Here is a 19,724-nt window from a genome sequence, read left to right as displayed (position 1 = left end):
GGAAAACATCCGCGAGGGAGCGATGAGTTCCGCACGGGCCGGGAGTCACCTTCCGCAACGGGACCGTCGCACAGGAGGATCCATGTCGCTTCCGGAGATCGTTTCGCGCGCCGAGTGGCGTGCGGCGCGTGAGGAACTGCTGGTCAAGGAGAAGGTCGTCACACGCGCGCGGGACGCGCTGAGCGCGGAGCGGCGCCGGCTGCCCATGGTCCGGATCGACCGGGAGTACGTGTTCGAGGGCGGTGACGGCAAGGCCACGCTGCTCGATCTGTTCGAGGGGCGGCAGCAGCTCGTCGTCCACCACTTCATGTTCGCCCCCGACTGGGACGCCGGGTGCCGCGGCTGCTCCGCGTTCCTGGACCAGATCGGGCATCTCGCCCACCTCAAGGCCCGGGGCACCACGTTCGCGGCCGTCTCCCGGGCGCCGTACACCAAGATCCTGCCGTTCAAGGCGCGGATGGGCTGGACGCTGCCCTGGTACTCCTCGTCCTCCGGCGACTTCAACGAGGACTTCGAGGTGACCCTCGAACACGGCGGGGAGCTGGTCGAGCGGCCCGGCCTCAGCTGCTTCCTGCGCGACGGCGACCAGGTCTTCCACACCTACTCGACCTACGGACGCGGCCTGGACGGACTCGGCTCGACCACCAGTCTGCTGGACCTCACCGCGCTCGGCCGGCAGGAGGAGTGGGAGGAACCCGAGGGACGCGCGTCGGCCTTCGGGGCGCCTGCGGGAAGTGAGCGCATCCGCTATCACGACGAGTACGACGACTGATACGGAAGGTGACGGATTGCTCCGAAAAGCTGAGAGCCCGCTCACACTTGGCGGTGAACCGGTGTCAAGTACGTCTCAGTACCGTCACTGAGCGAGGTGTTCGCCCCATGGTTGGCGTTTAACTCTACGAGTACAACGCTGCATGGAGGTGGCAGGGTGAACGGGCGAACGGTGCTCGAACGCTTTCCCGCAGGTGGACCGCGTGGGTCATGGCCGGCGGAGGAGTTCGCGCACGCGCGGCGCCTGGAGGGCCTGCCCGCCGAGGTTGTCATGGACCTCGCGACCGACATGTTCCTGGTGATCGTCCGCGGCGACGGCGGCGGTGATGCGACGGCGTGAGCGAACGTCGGCGCAGGGCCGCCCGCCGGGCGGTTACGCGGTGACCGGGCGGGACCAGGTGGGGGTCGTCCCCGTCAGGCGGCACAGGGCGAGGTAGAGCGGTATCGGCGGCGTGTAGGGGAGCGTGCCGTCGGGGCGGTGGATCAGGCCGGGCAGGTTCGGGGCATCGGCGTCCGCGAGCACGGCGCCGGCGGCGTAGCGCGCGGGGGCGGGCCACTCCAGGGCGTAGTCGGAGTCGGACGGGACCAGCCACCACCAGTGCGCGTCATCGGCGTAGACGCAGCCCACGCGCGGCAGCCGGGGTATCACCAGCGGGCCGAAGCGGGCGGGGACCGCCACCGCGTCGCAGCCCATGGGGGCCGTCATGCCGTCGGGTACCGGCAGTCGCCGGGGGACGCCGGGGGTCTGCCGTCGGCGCTGGAGGCGGACCAGCGAGTCGAGGCTCAGCGCGGGAACGCCGGACGTCCCCGTCACGCCCGTCCTCCGTTCCGGTGGGTGCGCTGACTCGGGGGTGTGCCCCGGTTCCCGGCCGGCCGGCGCGGCCGGCCGGCCTTGTCCGCGTCGTCGCCGTCGCCCTCGTCCGAGCCGCCGGCCCGTCCGGGCTTCGGGCGCGCGCCCCAGCCAAGGTCGTCGTGCGGCTCCGCGGGGTCGCGCGAGGTGTCCGCCGTGCGGGGCAGATCGGCCCAGACCAGCAGCCCGGGACCGTGCTCGTGGGCGCCCCACGAGTGACACAGGGCGTCGACGAGAAGCAGTCCCCTCCCGTGCTCCTCCTCCGGCCGCTGCCGGGTGTTCGCCCTCGGCCGGCCCGGTGCGCAGCCCTCGTCGCGCACGGCTATGCGCACGAGATCGCCGCCGTCGTGCAGCTCGCAGACTATGTGGCTGCTCGCCGTGTGCACGATGGCGTTCGTGACCAGTTCGGAGACGACCAGGGCCGCTGTGTCACAGGTGTCCTCGCAGACCGACCAGCCGGTCAGTCGCGCCCTTGTCAGGCGTCTGGCCTGAGCCGGGGAACCCGGATGGGCGGCCAGCTCGAAACGGAACCGGCGCTCGGCAGCGGCCCCGGAGGAGGCGGCTCCCGCGACGGCACCGAGGCCGATGGAGCCGGCGGCGGTGGCTTCTGTTCCTAAGGGCGCGGACGGAATCACGCTTGCCACTATCGCCCCGCCGTGAACACTTGGCAAGTGTCACTCTGAAAAATGCAGAGTGCTGTGTGACGGTCTGGACGGGCGTGGCACACTGCTCGCAACAGCACCTCGCGCGGCGCCAGTTGGGATTACCGAAGGTCTGTTCGAATGAGCATTCGCTTGATGTTCGGATGAATGGGTCATCGGAAGGATCTCCGCATGGCGCCGCCGGGCTGTCAGGATCTGTTTGAGGGAGGTGGAGTATGAGTGAACCCCGTTCCGCGCCGACGGTCGGTCAGGTCGTCCTCGGCCGGCGCCTACTGGACCTGCGGGAACGCGCGGGACTCAAGCGGGAGGAGGCCGCCCGCATCCTCCGTGTCGCCCCCGCCACCGTCCGCCGTATGGAGATGGCCGAGGTCGCGCTCAAGATCCCGTACCTCCAGCTCCTGCTGAAGGCGTACGGCGTCTCCGACGACGAGGCCGAAGCGTTCGTGCAGCTGGCCGAGGACGCCAACCGGCCGGGGTGGTGGCAGCGTTTCCACGACATCCTGCCCGGCTGGTTCTCGATGTACGTCAGCCTGGAGGGCGCGGCCGCCCTCATCCGCAGCTACGAGCCCCACTTCGTCCCCGGACTGCTCCAGACCGAGGACTACGCGCGCGGTGTGCTGCGCTCGGGTGCCGTCGGGCAGACGCAGCCCGAGGACATCGAGCGCCATGTCGACCTCCGCATGCGGCGGCAGGAACTGCTCAGCCGTGAGGACGCGCCCCGGCTGTGGGTCGTGATGGACGAGACCGCGCTCCGCCGCCCGGTCGGCGGCCCGAAGGTGATGCGTGATCAGATCGACAAGTTGCTCGAGGCCGCGAAGCTGCCCCATGTGACGCTGCAGGTCGCGACGTTCGCCGGCGGGCCGCACCCCGGCACGTACGGGCCGTTCGTGCTGTTCCGATTTGCCATGCCCGAACTGCCGGACATGGTCTACAGCGAGTACCTGACCGGCGCCGTCTACCTGGACGCGCGCACCGAGGTGGCGACCCACCTCGAGGTCATGGACCGCATGGCGGCGCAGGCCGCCACGGCACATCGCACGAAGGAGATCCTCCGGGATCTCCGCAAGGAGCTGTGAATGGAACTCATGGAGCCCCTGAAGTCCCTGCCCCGGCCGCGGGTCCGCGCCGGACGGATCTACAACGGGATGCCCGCGCGGGAGCTGGGCAGCGAGGGCTGGCGCAAGCCGTGGAGCGGCGGCAACGGGGGGAACTGCCTGGAGGCGATGAAGCTCGACGACGGCCGGATCGCCGTACGCCAGTCCACCGACCCGGACGGACCGGCGCTCATCTACACCTCCGCCGAGATGACGGCCTTCATTGAGGGAGCGAAGGCGGGGGAGGCGGATTTCCTGCTGTCCTGAGGTCTTTTGTCCGCTTTACCTTTGTTTCATCGCCTCACTCTTCTCACTTCTTGGCACTGACTTGATCATTAATAGTTGCAGAGACTTATGGAGTCCGTCATGACCGGGCAGTACCCCGTGGAAATCGACACGAGCAGGCCGCACCCCGCGCGGATGTACGACTGGTATCTCGGAGGCAAGGACAACTACCCGGTCGACGAGGCCATGGGCCGGCAGATGCTGGCCCTCGACCCGAGGGTCCCGGTGATGGCACGCGTGAACCGCGCGTTCATGCAGCGGACCACGCGCTGGCTGGCCGGCCAGGGCGTACGTCAGTTCCTCGACATCGGCACCGGCATCCCCACCGAGCCCAACCTGCACCAGGTGGCCCAGGCGATCGCGCCGGACGCCCGCGTCGTGTACTGCGACAACGACCCCATCGTGCTGGCCCACGCGGCGGCCCTGCTGCGCGGTACGGACGAGGGGGTGACCGAATACCTCCAGGCCGACGTGCGGGAACCGGACGCCATCCTGGAGGGGGCGCGGGAGATCCTCGACTTCACCGAGCCGGTCGCGCTGTCGCTCATCGCGCTGCTGCACTTCGTCTCCGACGAGGACGGCGCGCACGAGCTGGTCGGGCGGCTGCTGGACGCGCTGCCCTCCGGCAGCCATCTGGTCGTCACCCACGCGACGGCCGACTTCACGCCCGAGGAGTCGAAGGCGGCCACCGAGAAGCTCAAGGCCGCGGGCGTCACCCTGGCGCTGCGCTCCCGCGAGGAGTTCAGCCGCTTCTTCGACGGCCTCGACCTGGTCGATCCCGGCGTGCAGGTGCCCCACCAGTGGCGCCCGGAGCTGGGGGAGCCGATCCCGGGCCAGGACGACGGGGTGATCCCGGGCTACGGGGCGGTGGCCCGCAAGCCGTGAACCCGGCGGAGTAATGGGGCCCGCCCGGGTCCTTCGTTCCGGCACCACTCCGCCCCCGGCGGCCCGCCGTACGACACGGCGGGCCGCCGTCGCGCGTGCGCCTCCGGATGGTGGGTGCGTCGGGTCCGTAGGCGTCGCCGACTGCGGGCAGCCGTGCCTCCCCCCGTGCGAGAACGGCCTGGGAGGTGCCCCCGGGGCGGCACGGCCGGGTGCGGTGGCACCCCGTAAGCGCCGGGCTGCGCGAACACCTCCCGGCCCACTCGCTGCCGGCACCCCGCAAGCGCCGCGGCTGCCCACCGACCGGCCGGCGGTACAGCGGGGCGCCCCCGCAAGCACCGGGCTCCCGCCCACCCGACGGACAGCGCCGCGGCGCGTCACCACCGTACGGGGCGGGTCACGCCGTCATCGGTCGGTCGTATGGGCGGATCGGGGCAGGGAGACGTGTGGTGCCGTCGGTCAGATGGCGGTCGACCGCTGCCGCCACCGCGCGGCCCTCCGCGATGGCCCACACGATCAGCGACTGCCCGCGGGCGGCGTCCCCGGCCGCGAAGACGCCCGGCGCGTTCGTGGCGAAGCCCGCGTCCCGGGCGATCGTGCCGCGGGGCTCCAGCTCCAGCCCCAGCTGGGCGATGAGCCCGTCCCCCTGGTCGGGCCCCGAGAAGCCGAGCGCGAGCAGGACGAGATCGGCGGGCAGCGTCCGCTCGGTGCCCGGCACGGGGCGGCGGCCCGCGTCCACCTCGACCAGGTGCAGTGAGCGCACCTGCCCGTCCGCGTCGCCGGTGAAGCGCAGCGTGGATGCCGCGAACAGCCGGGCGTCCGCGTCCGCCGCCGGCGCCGTCCGCAGATCGCGGGCCTCCTCGTGCGCGGCGGACAGCCGGTACAGCTTCGGATACGTCGGCCAGGGTTCCGCGTCCTCGTCGCGCTCGGCGCCCGGCCGGCCGTAGATGTCGAGCTGGGTGACCGACGCCGCTCCCTCGCGCACGGCCGTGCCCAGACAGTCGGCGCCCGTGTCACCGCCCCCGACGATGACGACGTGCCTGCCCGCCGCGGACAGCGGCGACGACTCCAGATCCCCCTCGCACACCCGGTTGGCCAGCGGCAGATACTCCATCGCCTGGTGAATACCGGTGAGTCCCCTGCCCGGAACGGTCAGCTCGCGCCACGCCGTCGCCCCCGTGGCGATCACCACGGCGTCGTAGCGGGTCCGCAGCTCGGCCGCTTCCACATCGCGCCCGACCGTCGTGGACGTACGGAACTTCGTCCCCTCGGCCCGCATCTGCTCCACGCGCCGTTCCAGATGACGCTTCTCCATCTTGAACTCGGGGATGCCGTACCGCATCAGCCCGCCGATCCGGTCGTCCCGCTCGTACACGGCGACCGTGTGACCGGCCCGGGTCAGCTGCTGGGCCGCGGCCAGTCCCGTGGGGCCCGAACCGATGACCGCGACCGTCCGGCCGGAGAGCCGGTCCGGCGGGGCCGGCGGCGCGAAGCCCTGCTCCCAGGCACGGTCGGCGATCGCGCACTCGACGTTCTTGATGGTGACCGCTGGCTGATTGATGGCGAGCACACAGCCCGCCTCGCAGGGTGCCGGGCACAAGCGGCCGGTGAACTCGGGGAAGTTGTTGGTGGCGTGCAGCCGGTCCGCCGCCGCCCGCCAGTCCTCCCGGGACACCAGGTCGTTCCACTCGGGGATCAGATTGCCCAGCGGGCAGGCCTCGTGGCAGAAGGGGACACCGCAGTCCATGCAGCGGTCGGCCTGTGGGCCGACGATGGGCAGCAGCGCCCCGGGGACCTGGACCTCGTTCCAGTCGTGGACCCGTTCCGCCACGGGCCTGCGGGGCCACTCCTGGCGGGGCGTGGTCAGAAAACCCTTGGGATCGGCCATGGCCGTCTTCCTTGCGTGCGCGGGTGACAGGCCGTGCGTCGTCGGGGCGGCACTCCTGCGGCCACGATACGTCCGCTCAGCCGTGCTCGCAGAGTGCCCGGACAGCGCTTTCCGGGAAGCGCCGCCCGGCCATGGCCGAGCGGCGCGGGCCCATGCGAGCGTCCAGGGCGGGCTGCCGGGGCGGGTTGTCAGGGCGGTGCGCGCCTGCCACGACGGCAACCGGCGCGGTGCCGTTCTCTGAGCGGCCCATGGACGACAAACCCGCGGAACGAAGGGGGAGCTGAGCGGGGTGCCGTACATGATTGCTTCCCCGCGACGCGACGCGGGCCACGTGCCGGCCGCCGGGCACCGGACCGCGTAGGACCATGCGATCCGAGCGATCCGAGCGATCCGAGCGACCTGAGCGACCTGAGCGACCTGAGCGACCTGAGCGACCTGAGCGATCCGAGCGATCCGAGCGATCGGAGCGACCGGACCGGCCGCTGACGCATCATGGCCGTGTGCGACTCGAAGCGATCACCTGGGACCGGCTCGGCGACCTCCTCGCCGAACGCCTGCTGGAGCTGAACACGGCCGACGGCGGCCCCTGGCCCCGGGTCGCCCTCGACGGCGCCCCGGCCGCCCGTCCGGGAGACCTCGCCGAGCGTGTCGCCGAGGCGCTGCGCATACGCGGTCGCCCCTCCCTGGTCGTGGGCACCGAGGGCTTCCTGCGGCCCGCCTCGGTCCGGCTCGAATACGGCCACCGGGACGTGGAGTCCTACTACGGCGGCTGGTACGACACCGGAGCCCTCTGGCGCGAGGTGTTCGGCCCTCTCGAACCCGGCGGCGGCGGACGGGTCCTGCCCGACCTGTGGGACCCCGTCACCGACCGCGCCACCCGCAGCCCCTACGTCGAACTCCCGCCCGGTGGCGTGCTGCTCCTGCACGGACCATTCCTTCTGCGGCACTGGTTCCCCTTCGATCTGAGCGTCCATGTCCTCCTCTCCCCGGGTGCCCTGCGCCGCCGTACCCCCGAGGCCGAGCACTGGACCCTCCCTGCCTTCGCGCGCTACGAACAGGAGACCGACCCGGCCGGCACCGCCGACGTGCTGGTGCGGGCCGACGACCCCCGCCATCCGGCGTGGCACGGCTGAGACCGACGGGGCGGCGCGAGGGGGTTCGCGGAGCGAGCCGCCCTCCGTGTGCCGTCCGCGGTTGGTACGGCGAGAATGAAGAGCGCCGGGACTCGCGGAGCGCCCCGCGCCGCGCCGGCCGTCCGGCACCGGGAGGTACCTCATGACCACCGCCGGAGACATCATGCACCGCGGCGCCCAGTGGATTCCCGCTCACCAGACCCTCGATCGCGCCGCGCAGTTGATGCGCGAGCTGAACGTCGGCGCGCTGCCCATCAGCGACGAGGACGAGCGGCTGTGCGGCATCCTCACCGACCGGGACATCGTCGTCGGCTGCGTCGCGATGGGGGGCGATCCGGCCCGGGTCACCGCCGGTGAGATGGCCAAGGGCACCCCGCGGTGGATCGAGGCGGACGCCGACATCGGCGAGGTGCTCCAGGAGATGCAGACCCACCAGATCCGCAGGCTGCCCGTCATCGACGGCAAGCGCCTCGTCGGCATGATCAGCGAGGCCGATCTCGCCCGGCACCTGACCGAGGGCCAGATCGCCACCTGGGCCGAGAACGTCTACGCCAGGACCACCACGGGTTGACCCCCGGGCCGCCGCACCGGGGCGGGTCTCAGAGCCAGCGCGTGCGCCGGAACGCCCGGTACAGCAGCAGGCAGGCCACGGATATCACCCCGATGACCATGCCGTAGCCGTACCGCCAGTGCAGCTCGGGCATGTGGTCGAAGTTCATGCCGTACATCCCGCAGACCATCGTCGGCACCGCGACGATCGCCGCCCATGCGGTGATCTTGCGCATGTCCTCATTCTGCGCCACCGTGACCTGCGCGAGGTGGGCCTGGAGGATGGAGTTGAGCAGTTCGTCGAAGGCCGCTATCTGCTCCTTCGCCCGCTGCAGATGGTCGGAGACGTCGCGGAAGTACGCCTGTATCTCCGGGGCGACCACCCGGATCGGCCGTATGGCGAGCTCCTCCAGCGGCCGGCCGAGCGGCACCACCGCCCGCTTCAGTTCCAGGAGTTCCCGCTTGAGCTGGTAGATGCGGCCCGGGTCGACCCGGGCGCCGTGCTCCGCGAACACATCCGTCTCGACCTGGTCCATGTCCTCCTGGACCGAGTCGATGACGGTCAGATAGTCGTCGACGACATGGTCCGCGATCGCGTGCAGCACCGCGGACGGGCCCTTGGCCAGCTGCTCGGGATCGGACTCCAGCCCCTCGCGCAACGGTCCCAGCGAGCCGTGCCGTCCGTGCCGCACGGTGATCACGAAATCCTCTCCCAGGAACACCATGATCTCGCCGGTGTCCACCACCTCGCTGGTGGCGGTGAGCTCCTCGTGCTCGACGTAGCAGACCGTCTTGAACACGGCGAACAGCGTCTCCCCGTACCGCTCCAGCTTGGGCCGCTGGTGGGCCTCGACGGCGTCCTCGACCGCCAGCGGATGCAGGTCGAACAGTCCGGCGATGCCGGCGAACTCCTGGTCCGTCGGTTCATGCAGGCCCAGCCAGACGAACCCCTCCCCGCTCTTGCGCACCTGCTTCACGGCGTCCATCAGATCCCCGCGCGCGGCGATGCGGTGACCGTCCCGGTACGTCACGCAGTTGACCACCGAGGAGCCCAGCGGAGACCGGGCGGGGTGACTCAGATCCACGCGGGGGCGCCGCCGGGCCAGCCGGGCCACCCGGCGCAGTCCGCCGACCTTCCCCAGACTCGTGACCTTCCGCAGATTCCCTGCCATGGACATCTGGCTCTCCTTGCGTGGTTCCCCCGCGCCGTACCTGTTTCCCGGCCTTGGCGCGCCAGTCTGCCAGTCCTGGACGCGGCGTGCGCGAGCCTGTGGGAACCGACTATTCCGCTCGGTTCCCGCCTGTGGACAAGGGGAGTTCACCCGGTGTGATGTCCGTTCGTCAGGCCCGTGCGGGTGGGCGTCCCCCTATGCTCTCCACCGCTTGTGCGCCCGCCCTGCAACCCTCCTCCGCCGCCTGCTCCGGGCCGGCGCCCGCGAGCAGGGCGGCCAGGAACGCGCCGGTGAACGCGTCGCCGGCGCCCGTCGTGTCCTGTGGCGTCGCGGGTACGGCGGGGACACGGGCACACACCTCGCCGGACCGCGCGAGCAGCGCGCCCTGCGCGCCCTGCTTGGCCACCACCAGCGGGACGAGCCGGCTCAGCCGCGCCGCGGCATCGGCGGCATCGGACGACCCCGTCAGCAGACAGGCCTCGTCACGGCTGGGCAGCAGGACGTCCACGCCTTCGACGAGCGCCCGGAACCGGTCGATGCCCAGATCCACGAGGAACCCGGCCGACGCCGGATCCAGACTCACCGGCACCCCCCGCGCACGGGCCGCCTTCAACGCCACCGCGACGAAGGCCCGGCTCGGTGCGGTGAACAGGAGGTAGCCCGACAGGTGCAATCGCGCCACACCGTCCAGCAACGCGTCCGACCAGTCACCGGGGTCGAACCGCAGCGACGCGCCGCTGTCGGTGAGAAAGGTCCGTTCGGCTGCCGCGCCCTCGTCGACCAGGCAGATCACCGTCCCCGTGGGGGTCTCGCCGTCCACGACCAGCAGGGGGCGGACCCCGCAGGCGGCCAGCTCCCGCTCGTGCCAGGCCGCCGCGTCCGAACCCACCCGTCCGAGGAGCCGCACCTCGGCATCACCCCAACGGGCCGCCCAGCAGGCCACATTGGCACCCGCGCCACCCGGCACCCTCCTGATCGACGCCGCCGTGTCCGTACCCGGGGCGAGCGGCCTCCGGTGCCGGGCGACCACATCCGTGATGACGTCACCGACGACCAACAACGCCCCGCCCCGCACCGCCCCCGTCATTCCCCGGCGGCCCAGGCCGTCGCGACGCGCGCCGCCAGGCGTACGTTGCCCCGGACCGCCGCCAGGTTCGCGGCGAGGGAGGCGCCGTCGGTGTGGCGGACCAGATAATCGAGCAGGAAGGGGGTGACCCCCTGACCGCTGACGCCCTCCGCCTCGCACGCGTGCAGCGCCTCGTCGAGCACCCGCGCGTGCACCCCCGGGTCCAGCTGCTCCTCCTCGCGGACCGGGTTGGCCACGATCAGCGCCGACTCCGGCCCGCCGAGCGCGTCCTGCGTCCGCATCACGTCCGCCACCTGCCCCGGAGTGTCGAGCCGCCAGTCCACGGGATGCCCCGAGTCGGACAGATAGAAGCCGGGGAAGCGATCCGTGCCGTACCCGGCGACCGCGACCCCCAGCGTCTCCAGCCGCTGCAAGGTCGCCGGCACATCCAGGATCGACTTCACCCCCGCGCACACCACGGTGATCCGCGTACGCGCCAGCAGACCCAGGTCGGCCGACTCGTCCTGGGTCACCGTCCACTCCCGGTGCACCCCGCCGAGCCCCCCGGTGGCGAACACGCGCACGCCCGCGAGCGCCGCCAGCAGGGCGGTGGCCGACACCGTGGTCGCCCCGCTCGCCCCGGTGGCCACCGCGAGCGGCAGATCACGGTGGCCCAGCTTGCGGATACCGTCCTCGTTGGCGACCCGCTCCAGCTCCTCCTTGTCCAGGCCGACCCGGGGCCGCCCGTCCAAGACGGCGATCGTCGCCGGCACCGCGCCCTCCTGCCGTACGGCCGCCTCCAGCTCCAGCGCCACCTGTAGATTGCGGGGCCGGGGCAGCCCGTGCGCGATGATCGTGGACTCCAGGGCCACCACCGGCCGACGCGCGAAGATCGCCTCCCGTACCTCTTCGGACACCATGAGCACCACGCGCCTGCCTCCTGTCTGCCGGTACTCCCTCATCTCTGGCGGCCCGCGCGCCGGGCCAAACCCTTGCGCGCTGTCACGGACATCACGGAGGCTGGCAGATATGACGGACAACACGACTCGGCTCGACCACGTCGTCCTGTGGGTGCGTGATCCCATCGCCGCCGCCGGCTTCTACGAGAAGGCCGTGGGCCTGGAGCCCGTCAGGCTCACCGACTTCTCCGTGGGTGAGGCGCCCTTCCCCTCGGTGCGCGTCAACCAGGAGACCATCCTCGACCTCATGCCGGTGGCCAGGGCGGACCGCATGACGATGCTTCCCGGCGCCGCCGAGAGCTCGGGCCACCCCGTCAACCATGTCTGCCTGTCCCTGCCGGCCGACGACTTCGACGCCCTCCGCAGCCGCCTCGAGGAGCGCTCCGTACCCGTGACGGACCTCTCGCACGACTCCTTCGGCGCGCGCGGCCCGGCCAAGCGCAGCTTCTACTTCCGCGACCCGGACGGCAACGTGTTCGAGGCGCGGCACTACGACTGACCGATGGCGCCTGGAGGCTGTTCGCGGCGAGGGACCCACCGCCGCCGTCCCGATCCGTCTGGACGGCGCGCCGCAGTGCCGGAGTGCCCGAGCCGTCAGAACAGCGGCTCGGGCAGCACACCCTCCAGCGCGAGCAGTCGCCTCTTGGTCTCCAGCCCGCCGCCGAACCCGCCGATGCCGCCGCCGCTCTCCACCACCCGGTGGCACGGCACGACCACCGGCAGCGGATTGGCGCCCATCGCCATACCCACCGCCTGGGCGGCACCGGGCTGACCGACCCGGCCGGCCAGATCCCCGTACCCCACGACCGTCCCGAACGGCACGCCGACGGCCAGCTCCCGCAGAACCTCACGGTGGAAACCGGCGATCAGCGACCAGTCCAGCGGCAGGTCGAACGCCTGCCGCCGGCCCGCGAAGTACGCCTCGACCTGACGTATCGCCTCGGCCAGCAGCGGGGAGCCGGGCTCCTCGACGGGATCGGTGCCGAGCCGGGACGCCAGCCGGTCCAGCGCGCTGTCGCGCACCTCGTCCGTGGCGTGGAACACGACGTTGACCAGACCCTCACGGGTCGCGGCCAGCAGCAACGGGCCGATGCCGGTGCCGACGACGGCCCACACGACCCGCTGCTCGTACTGCCCATGGCTGTCCATGCGCCCCACCGTACGACCCGCCGCTGACATCGACCCTCGTAGCGGCTTCCGGCGGTCGTGGCTCTGCCACTGACTGACGCGACGCCGGGACGAAGAGGGCGGCGCGGGCGGACGCCTCAGCCGCCCACCGCCTCCCGCACCACGTCGGGCGTGTTGGTGATGATCCCGTCGACCCCGAACCCGGCGACCCGCCGGGCGGCGTCCGCGTCGTTCACGGTCCAGGTGAACACCTCCAGCGGCCTGCCGTGCGGCCCCCGGAAGGCGTGCACGGCGGCGACGTAACCGGAGGAGAGCGAGGCGTACGACGGGTTGATCTGATCGGTGAAGGCCGCGTACGACGGCAGGTCCGCGACCGGCGGCGTCCCGAGGAAGCCGGTCTTCACCGCGGGCTTCAGGTCATGGACCGTCCGTACGCTGTCCGCGCTGAAGCTCTGCACGATCAGCCGGTGCTTCACATGCGGGCGGTCCAGCCACCCCTCGTTGCTCAGAACCTTGAGGGTCTGCCGCTCTATGCCGGGATACAGCTGAGGGTTCTTGATCTCCAGCAGCAGCTTCTGGTCGTGCCGCTCGACGCGGTGCACGAACTGCTCCAGTGTCGGCACGCGCGCGCCCGCGTACGCCGGGCCGAACCAGCTGCCCGCGTCCAGCCGGGCGATCTCCGCGGCGGTGAAGTCCTTCACCTTCCACGGAGCCCGGTCGGGGAAGACCTCCTCGACGTCCGTGGTGCGCTGCAGGCTGTCGTCGTGGACGACGACGAGTTCACCGTCCTTGGTGCGCTGGACGTCGTTCTCCACCCAGTCGACGCCGAGCGCGGCCGCCTGGTCGACGGCCGCCAGGGTGTTCTCGGGCGCGTACGCGGAGGCGCCCCGGTGGGCGACGACCACGGGGCGGGCACCGCTGTCGGCGGCCCGCGCGGGGGAGAGCGGAAGCAGGAGGGCGGCGGTTCCCAGGAGCGCGGTGGTCGAGGCGGCGACAGCGCGTGCGTGCATGCGTACTCCTCGCGTCGAACGATCACGGACAGCTCAACTGTGACAGCAGAGGGCCAACGCGAGACGGGTGCAGGATGGCCACAGATTGAACGGCGTCGTCCGAACTCCGCACACTGGTGCCACACACCTGGGGCAAGGGCGTGTTTCTTTGCCGGAAAGTCGTTCGACCATTCCGGTGGGGCCATACTCTCTGCGTCAACCCTGGCCGCCGTCGCGGTCCTGGGGAGGGGGCTCACTTCGGGTAATTGCGGGACGCACAGGGCGGAAAGGGCAGCCGCGCATGCAGAGCACGGTCGACGGATTCAACTACGGGCTGGTCACACCGCTGGTGGCCTACCTCATGGCCTGCCTCGGCGGTGCCCTGGGCCTGCGCTGCATCACCAGGGCCATGGTGGTGGCCCGGTCCTGGCGCCCCGGCTGGCTCGCCCTGGGGTCCGCGGCCATCGGCTCCGGCATATGGACGATGCACTTCATCGCGATGCTGGGCTTCACCATCGAGGGGACACCGATCCTCTACGACCGGATGATGACGTTCGCGAGTCTGGTCGTCGCCATCGTCATGGTGGGCACGGGGGTCTTCATCGTCGGCTACCGAGGCGCCTCCGGGACGGCCCTGTTCACCGGGGGCACCGTCACCGGCCTCGGCATCGCCTCGATGCACTACCTCGGCATGGCCGGCATGAGCCTCGACGGACGGCTGGAGTACAACACCGTGACCGTCGCCGCCTCCGTGGCCATCGCGATGGTCGCCGCCAGTGCCGCGCTGTGGGCGGCCGGGCAGATGAAGGGCTTCCTGTGGAGCGTGGGGGCGAGCCTCGTCATGGGGCTCGCGGTCACCGGCATGCACTACACGGGCATGGCCGCCCTCGACGTGCACGTCCACGGCACGGCGGACCCCGTCACGGGGGAGTCCGCGGCCGCCCTGCTCGGGCCGATGATGGTCGGCCCGCTCGCCCTCCTCGTCCTCGTGGGCATCGTGGTGATCTTCGACCCGCTGATCGTCATGGCCGGATCCACCGCGCCCCCGGTCGAGCACAAGCCCGGCATTCCCGCCCACTCCCCGGTCCCGCGCTCGCGGCTGCGGGCCCGGGGCCCCGTGGAACACCGCTCCCGGACCCCGCAGCGACGCTGATCCCGACCGGTTGTCAGTGCCGGGTCGTACGGTGGATGGCATGCGGCCCGTTTCCCAGATCGAACGCTCGGTGGCGCCCTTCGAGGTCGTCAGTCCCTACCAGCCCAACGGCGACCAGCCCGCGGCCATCGCCGACCTCGCCCGGCGCATCGAAGCCGGTGAGAAGGACGTCGTCCTGCTGGGCGCGACCGGCACCGGCAAGTCCGCCACCACCGCGTGGATGATCGAGAAGCTCCAGCGTCCCACCCTGGTCATGGCGCCGAACAAGACCCTGGCCGCCCAGCTGGCCAACGAGTTCCGCGAGCTGCTGCCGAACAACGCGATCGAGTACTTCGTCTCGTACTACGACTACTACCAGCCCGAGGCGTACGTCCCGCAGTCGGACACCTACATCGAGAAGGACTCCTCGATCAACGAGGAGGTCGAGCGGCTGCGCCACTCCGCGACCAACTCCCTGCTCACCCGCCGGGACGTCGTCGTGGTCGCCTCGGTCTCCTGCATCTACGGCCTGGGCACGCCGCAGGAGTACGTGGACCGCATGGTCCCCCTCCGCGTCGGCGACGAATTCGACCGGGACGAACTGCTGCGCCGCTTCGTGGACATCCAGTACACGCGCAACGACATGGCCTTCAGCCGCGGCACCTTCCGCGTCCGCGGCGACACCATCGAGATCTTCCCGGTCTACGAGGAGCTCGCCGTCCGGATCGAGATGTTCGGCGACGAGATCGAGGCGCTGTCCACACTGCACCCGCTCACCGGCGAGATCATCAGCGACGACGAGCAGCTGTACGTCTTCCCGGCCACCCACTACGTCGCGGGACCCGAGCGGCTGGAGCGCGCGGTCACCGACATCGAGAAGGAGCTCGGCGAGCGGCTGACCGAGCTGGAGAAGCAGGGCAAGCTCCTCGAGGCCCAGCGCCTGCGCATGCGGACCACGTACGACCTGGAGATGCTCCGCCAGATCGGCTCCTGCTCCGGCGTCGAGAACTACTCGATGCACTTCGACGGCCGCCTGCCCGGCTCGCCGCCGAACACCCTGCTGGACTACTTCCCGGACGACTTCCTCCTCGTCATCGACGAGTCGCATGTGACCGTCCCGCAGATCGGCGCCATGTACGAGGGCGACGCCTCCCGCAAGCGCACCCTCGTCGACCACGGCTTCCGGCTCCCCTCCGCCCTGGACAACCGCCCGCTGAAGTGGGAGGAGTTCCAGGAGCGCATCGGCCAGACCGTCTACCTGTCGGCCACCCCCGGCCAGTACGAGCTCTCCCGCTCGGACGGCGTCGTCGAGCAGATCATCCGCCCCACCGGCCTCGTCGACCCTGAGGTGGTGGTCAAGCCGACCGAGGGCCAGATCGACGACCTGGTGCACGAGATCCGCACCCGCGTGGAGAAGGACGAACGCGTCCTGGTCACCACGCTCACCAAGAAGATGGCCGAGGACCTCACCGACTACTTCCTCGAACTCGGCATCCAGGTGCGCTATCTGCACAGCGACGTCGACACCCTGCGCCGCGTGGAGCTGCTGCGGGAGCTGCGCAGCGGCGAGTTCGACGTCCTCGTCGGCATCAACCTGCTGCGTGAGGGCCTCGACCTGCCCGAGGTGTCCCTGGTGGCGATCCTCGACGCCGACAAGGAGGGCTTCCTGCGCTCCGGCACCTCCCTGATCCAGACCATCGGCCGCGCGGCGCGCAATGTCTCCGGCCAGGTCCACATGTACGCCGACAAGATCACTCCCGCGATGGAGAAGGCCATCGACGAGACCAACCGCCGCCGGGAGAAGCAGGTCGCGTACAACCAGGCGAGGGGCATCGACCCGCAGCCACTGCGCAAGAAGATCAACGACATCGTCGCGCAGATCGCCCGCGAGGACATCGACACCGAGCAACTGCTCGGTTCGGGTTACCGCAAGGCCAAGAAGGACGGCGGCGGCACCAAGGCGCCGGTGCCCTCGCTCGGAACCAAGGCCGCCAAGGGCGCGAAGAGCACCAAGGGAGCCAAGGGCAAGGCCGCGGAGACGGTGCCGACCGATCGCCCCGCCGCCGAACTCGCCGAACAGATCGAGGAACTCACCGCGCGGATGCGGGCCGCCGCGGCCGACCTGCAGTTCGAGATCGCGGCCCGGCTGCGCGACGAGGTGTCCGAGATGAAGAAGGAACTGCGGCAGATGCGGGAGGCGGGCCTGTCCTGACCCCGCACGGGATGTGTTGCAAGAACGACACAAAGTGCGGACCTGGGTACGTCACTGTCAGTGCCCCTGCGTAGGGTTCTGGGCAACCGCGGTTTCGCGGCAACAGGGGACAGTCCGAGAGGGGAATCAGCACGTGACCGTCAACATGACCAAGGGTCAGGCCATCAGTCTGCAGAAGAACGACGGCGGCAGCCTGACCGCGGTGCGCATGGGTCTCGGCTGGCAGGCGGCTCCCCGTCGGGGCCTGTTCGGCTCGCGCACCCGGGAAGTCGACCTGGACGCCTCGGCTGTCCTGTTCGCCGACAAGCAGCCGGTCGACGTCGTCTTCTTCCGCCACCTGGTGAGCGACGACGGCTCCGTGCGCCACACCGGCGACAACCTCGTCGGCGGTGTCGGGCAGGGCGGCGACGACGAGGCCGTCCTCGTCGACCTCTCGCGCGTCCCGGTCCACATCGACCAGATCGTCTTCACCGTGAACTCCTTCACGGGCCAGACCTTCCAGGAGGTGCAGAACGCGTTCTGCCGCCTCGTCGACGAGACCAACGGCCAGGAACTCGCCCGCTACACGCTGGCCGGTGGCGGCGCCTACACGGCCCAGATCATGGCGAAGGTGCACCGCTCGGGCACCGGCTGGACGATGACGGCCCTGGGCAACCCGGCCAACGGCCGCACCTTCCAGGACCTCATGCCGGCGATCCTGCCGGTCCTCTAGGCACCCGAAGGCGGCGCCGGCCCCGGGCGGGCCGGCGCGAGCCACACGCCACATCACACGCGACACGGGGGGACGAACGCGATGACGGCCGAGCTGGTGCGGGGGCAGAACCACCCGCTCTCCCAGTCCCGTCTGGAGATCCGGATCTCGGCCGGCACGCCGATCGTGGCCGCGGCCGCGCTCGGCGACGAGGACGGCCGGATCCACGGAGTGGAGTGGGTGGCCCATCCGGGCGCCCCCACCCGACCCGGTCTGGAGGTGTCGCGGCAGGCGGCCGCCGACCACCGTCTCGCGGTGGACCTGGACGCCATGGCGGACGCGATCCACCGCGTCAGTGTGCTGCTCGCCCTGCCCGCCCCGGGCAGCGGCCCGGGCACCGCCCGGTTCGGCGCCGTGGCCGCCCCCTTCGTCGCTGTCACCGGCCTGGACGGCGCCGAGGTCGCCAGCTACACCCTCACGGGTCTGGAGGCCGAGTCGGCGGTCGTCGCGCTGGAGCTCTACCGGCGGCAGGGTGCCTGGAAGGTGCGCGCCGTCGGCCAGGGCTACGCGGGCGGCCTGGCCGAACTCCTCACCGACCAGGGCCTGCCCGAGGCCGTGCAGCTCGCGGGCACCATCAACGAGGCGGTCGCGCGGGGCCTCGCCCGCTCCGTGCAGGCACCTTTGCCCCGCCCGGCCGACGGCGACCGCTCCCGGCAGGCGGCCGCTCCCGCGTTCGGCCCGGACCAGGGCGGCATCGCGCCCCAGGGTGCCCCGGGCCCCGTACAGCCGTCGTACGGCGGGCAGCCGGCCGGCGGGCCGGGGCAGGGCGGGCCGCAGCCCGCGTACGGGGGTGCGGGTGCCGACTCGTCCGCGGCCACCGGCGGCGGCCCGGTCGACTACAGCCACCCCGGTCGGCGGAGCTCCGCGCCGCCGCCACCCCCGCCGGCCGCGCCGCAGGCCCGGCCCGGGCAGCCCGCGCAGCCCGTCGCGGGGGACGCGACCGGCTGGTCCATGGAGGAGCGGCTCTACAACCAGGTCTGGGGCATGTTCGAGGACCTGGCCCGCACCACCGCCGCCTACCGGAGCGCCGTCGACTTCGCCGAGTCGCGCATGGACAGGGAGCTGGAGCAGGCCCTGTCCGACCCGCGCAGCCGGATCGGTGGCCAGGGCGACGCCGCCCGTGAGGCCGCCCGGGCCCGGCACACCCAGCTCGTCGAGCAGGCGCGGGAAGTCCTCGACCGGGACCTCGCCCAGCTCGTCGCCGAGGCCGAGGTCGTCGAGCCCGCCCTGCCCATGGCGTTCGCCCGCTGGGACAACCCCGTCTGGCACGCCTACCGCGCGCCGATGGAGATCCCCATGGCGCTGCGCCTGGGTGACCTCCGCCTTCCCGAGGCCGAGCGGATCCGCATACCGATGCTTCTCCGGCTGCCGCTGGAGCGCGGTCTGTGGATCGACAGCGGGCGGACCGACTCGCTCGACGGGTCGTTCACCGACTCGCACGACATGCGGCGTCTCGCGATGGAGACGGCGGTGGCGCACGCGGCCCGGCTGCTCGCCGTCTATCCGGCGGGCGAGTTCACGGTGCATGTCATCGACCCGGCCGGATCCGGTGCGCAAGCACTGGCGCCGCTGACGCAGACCGGTGTACTGGCGGCCCCTCCCGCCCAGGGCGCCGCGGGCGTGACGGACGTGCTGGGCAGGCTCACCCAGCGGGTCGACCTGGTGCAGATGGCGCTGCGCGGGGGAGCGCCGGACGCGCTGCCCCCCGGTTTCGACACCTCGCAGCAGCTCCTGATCGTCAACGACTTCCCGCACGGCTTCGACGACCGGGCCGTGAACCAGTTGCGCTACCTCGCCGACGAGGGCCCGTCCGTCGGTGTCCATCTGATGATGGTCGCCGACCGGGAGGAGTCCGCGGGTTACGGCCCGCTCCTCGACCCGCTGTGGCGTTCGCTGCTGCGGCTGACCGCGGTGCCCGACGATCACCTGGCGGACCCGTGGGTCGGGCATGCCTGGACCTATGAGCCGCCGCTCGTGCCGCCGGGCAGCCAGGTGCTCCACCAGGTGCTCACCCAGGTGGCGGCGGCCCGTCGCTCCTGGAACCGGTGACCGCCTCGCACGGTTGGACCAAGCTCACGTAAAGCCCCTCCGAGCAGGGGCTTTGTGCGTCCCTTTACTCAGCTCTTTACCAATCCTTGGTGATTGGGGTATGGTCGACCGCACGGAGGGGAGTACTCCCTGTCTGTGCGGCGACCCCGTCA

Annotated in this window: 20 protein-coding genes; 12 read left to right on the top strand and 8 right to left on the bottom strand. The window is 71.4% G+C overall.

Annotated features, from left to right (window positions below):
- Positions 1-82 precede the first annotated feature (82 nt).
- The gene (locus tag IE178_RS10895) at positions 83-772 is read left to right on the top strand and encodes a DUF899 domain-containing protein (RefSeq protein WP_193512097.1); all 690 of its coding nucleotides are present in this window, start codon (positions 83-85) and stop codon (positions 770-772) included.
- Between the two features lie 156 nt (positions 773-928).
- On the top strand, positions 929-1,111 hold the full coding sequence (locus tag IE178_RS10890; protein WP_078903445.1) for a DUF8839 family protein: 183 nt from the start codon (positions 929-931) through the stop codon (positions 1,109-1,111).
- A 33-nt stretch (positions 1,112-1,144) separates the two neighbouring features.
- Here IE178_RS10890 and IE178_RS10885 read toward each other — a convergent pair whose 3' ends face one another.
- Both IE178_RS10885 and IE178_RS10880 read right to left on the bottom strand, forming a co-directional pair.
- Complete coding sequence (locus IE178_RS10885) at positions 1,145-1,585, bottom strand: hypothetical protein (protein WP_193512096.1); 441 nt, start codon at positions 1,583-1,585, stop codon at positions 1,145-1,147.
- Entirely contained in the window at positions 1,582-2,265 is a 684-nt protein-coding gene (locus tag IE178_RS10880; protein ID WP_184763478.1) for an ATP-binding protein, read from the bottom strand. Before IE178_RS10880 ends, IE178_RS10885 begins: the two co-directional genes overlap by 4 nt.
- 233 nt (positions 2,266-2,498) lie before the next feature.
- Between IE178_RS10880 and IE178_RS10875 the strand changes: the two genes are divergently transcribed.
- From IE178_RS10875 to IE178_RS10865, 3 genes are all read left to right on the top strand, one after another.
- On the top strand, positions 2,499-3,359 hold the full coding sequence (locus tag IE178_RS10875) for a Sco1979 family transcriptional regulator (protein ID WP_193512095.1): 861 nt from the start codon (positions 2,499-2,501) through the stop codon (positions 3,357-3,359).
- Entirely contained in the window at positions 3,360-3,644 is a 285-nt protein-coding gene (locus IE178_RS10870) for a DUF397 domain-containing protein (RefSeq protein ID WP_184763480.1), read from the top strand.
- Positions 3,645-3,743: 99 nt separating this feature from the next.
- The gene (locus IE178_RS10865) at positions 3,744-4,547 is read left to right on the top strand and encodes an SAM-dependent methyltransferase (RefSeq protein WP_229876006.1); all 804 of its coding nucleotides are present in this window, start codon (positions 3,744-3,746) and stop codon (positions 4,545-4,547) included.
- Positions 4,548-4,941: 394 nt separating this feature from the next.
- Here IE178_RS10865 and IE178_RS10860 read toward each other — a convergent pair whose 3' ends face one another.
- Positions 4,942-6,432 carry a glutamate synthase subunit beta gene (locus tag IE178_RS10860; protein ID WP_193512094.1) on the bottom strand — a complete coding sequence of 497 codons (1,491 nt, stop codon included), beginning with the start codon at positions 6,430-6,432 and terminating at the stop codon, positions 4,942-4,944.
- Between the two features lie 500 nt (positions 6,433-6,932).
- Between IE178_RS10860 and IE178_RS10855 the strand changes: the two genes are divergently transcribed.
- Positions 6,933-7,565 (top strand): nucleoside/nucleotide kinase family protein, encoded by a 633-nt coding sequence (locus tag IE178_RS10855; RefSeq protein ID WP_193512093.1) that lies wholly within the window; start codon positions 6,933-6,935, stop codon positions 7,563-7,565.
- Between the two features lie 142 nt (positions 7,566-7,707).
- Positions 7,708-8,136 (top strand): CBS domain-containing protein, encoded by a 429-nt coding sequence (locus IE178_RS10850; RefSeq protein WP_184763483.1) that lies wholly within the window; start codon positions 7,708-7,710, stop codon positions 8,134-8,136.
- 28 nt (positions 8,137-8,164) lie between these two features.
- Here the strand turns inward: IE178_RS10850 and IE178_RS10845 are convergent, their stop codons facing one another.
- The 3 genes from IE178_RS10845 to IE178_RS10835 form a co-directional block, all read right to left on the bottom strand.
- Positions 8,165-9,292 (bottom strand): magnesium and cobalt transport protein CorA, encoded by a 1,128-nt coding sequence (locus tag IE178_RS10845; protein WP_184763484.1) that lies wholly within the window; start codon positions 9,290-9,292, stop codon positions 8,165-8,167.
- A 163-nt stretch (positions 9,293-9,455) separates the two neighbouring features.
- Complete coding sequence (locus IE178_RS10840) at positions 9,456-10,373, bottom strand: carbohydrate kinase family protein (RefSeq protein ID WP_193512092.1); 918 nt, start codon at positions 10,371-10,373, stop codon at positions 9,456-9,458.
- Positions 10,370-11,281, bottom strand: a complete 912-nt coding sequence (locus IE178_RS10835; protein WP_184763486.1) for a pseudouridine-5'-phosphate glycosidase — start codon at positions 11,279-11,281, stop codon at positions 10,370-10,372. Before IE178_RS10835 ends, IE178_RS10840 begins: the two co-directional genes overlap by 4 nt.
- A gap of 100 nt (positions 11,282-11,381) precedes the next feature.
- Between IE178_RS10835 and IE178_RS10830 the strand changes: the two genes are divergently transcribed.
- On the top strand, positions 11,382-11,810 hold the full coding sequence (locus tag IE178_RS10830) for a VOC family protein (RefSeq protein ID WP_184763487.1): 429 nt from the start codon (positions 11,382-11,384) through the stop codon (positions 11,808-11,810).
- A 95-nt stretch (positions 11,811-11,905) separates the two neighbouring features.
- On the opposite strand, the gene IE178_RS10825 is transcribed toward IE178_RS10830, so the two are convergent.
- A complete protein-coding gene (locus tag IE178_RS10825; protein WP_184763488.1) occupies positions 11,906-12,460 on the bottom strand; it encodes a methylated-DNA--[protein]-cysteine S-methyltransferase in 555 nt (184 codons plus the stop codon).
- 116 nt (positions 12,461-12,576) lie between these two features.
- Positions 12,577-13,449 carry a glycerophosphodiester phosphodiesterase gene (locus IE178_RS10820; RefSeq protein WP_193512091.1) on the bottom strand — a complete coding sequence of 291 codons (873 nt, stop codon included), beginning with the start codon at positions 13,447-13,449 and terminating at the stop codon, positions 12,577-12,579.
- Positions 13,450-13,729: 280 nt separating this feature from the next.
- Here IE178_RS10820 and IE178_RS10815 point away from each other — a divergent pair, with 280 nt between their 5' ends.
- From IE178_RS10815 to IE178_RS10800, 4 genes are all read left to right on the top strand, one after another.
- A complete protein-coding gene (locus IE178_RS10815; protein ID WP_193512090.1) occupies positions 13,730-14,581 on the top strand; it encodes an MHYT domain-containing protein in 852 nt (283 codons plus the stop codon).
- A 40-nt stretch (positions 14,582-14,621) separates the two neighbouring features.
- The gene (uvrB, locus tag IE178_RS10810) at positions 14,622-16,772 is read left to right on the top strand and encodes an excinuclease ABC subunit UvrB (RefSeq protein WP_193512089.1); all 2,151 of its coding nucleotides are present in this window, start codon (positions 14,622-14,624) and stop codon (positions 16,770-16,772) included.
- 133 nt (positions 16,773-16,905) lie between these two features.
- Complete coding sequence (locus IE178_RS10805; protein WP_184763492.1) at positions 16,906-17,484, top strand: TerD family protein; 579 nt, start codon at positions 16,906-16,908, stop codon at positions 17,482-17,484.
- Positions 17,485-17,565: 81 nt separating this feature from the next.
- On the top strand, positions 17,566-19,572 hold the full coding sequence (locus IE178_RS10800) for a TerD family protein (protein WP_193512088.1): 2,007 nt from the start codon (positions 17,566-17,568) through the stop codon (positions 19,570-19,572).
- Positions 19,573-19,724: the final 152 nt, after the last annotated feature.

Source organism: Streptomyces griseoloalbus (assembly GCA_014650015.1).
Classification (GTDB): Bacteria; Actinomycetota; Actinomycetes; order Streptomycetales; family Streptomycetaceae; genus Streptomyces; species Streptomyces griseoloalbus.
The sequence above is the reverse complement of the archived record's forward strand: the minus strand, read 5'-3'. Positions and strand labels throughout refer to the sequence as shown.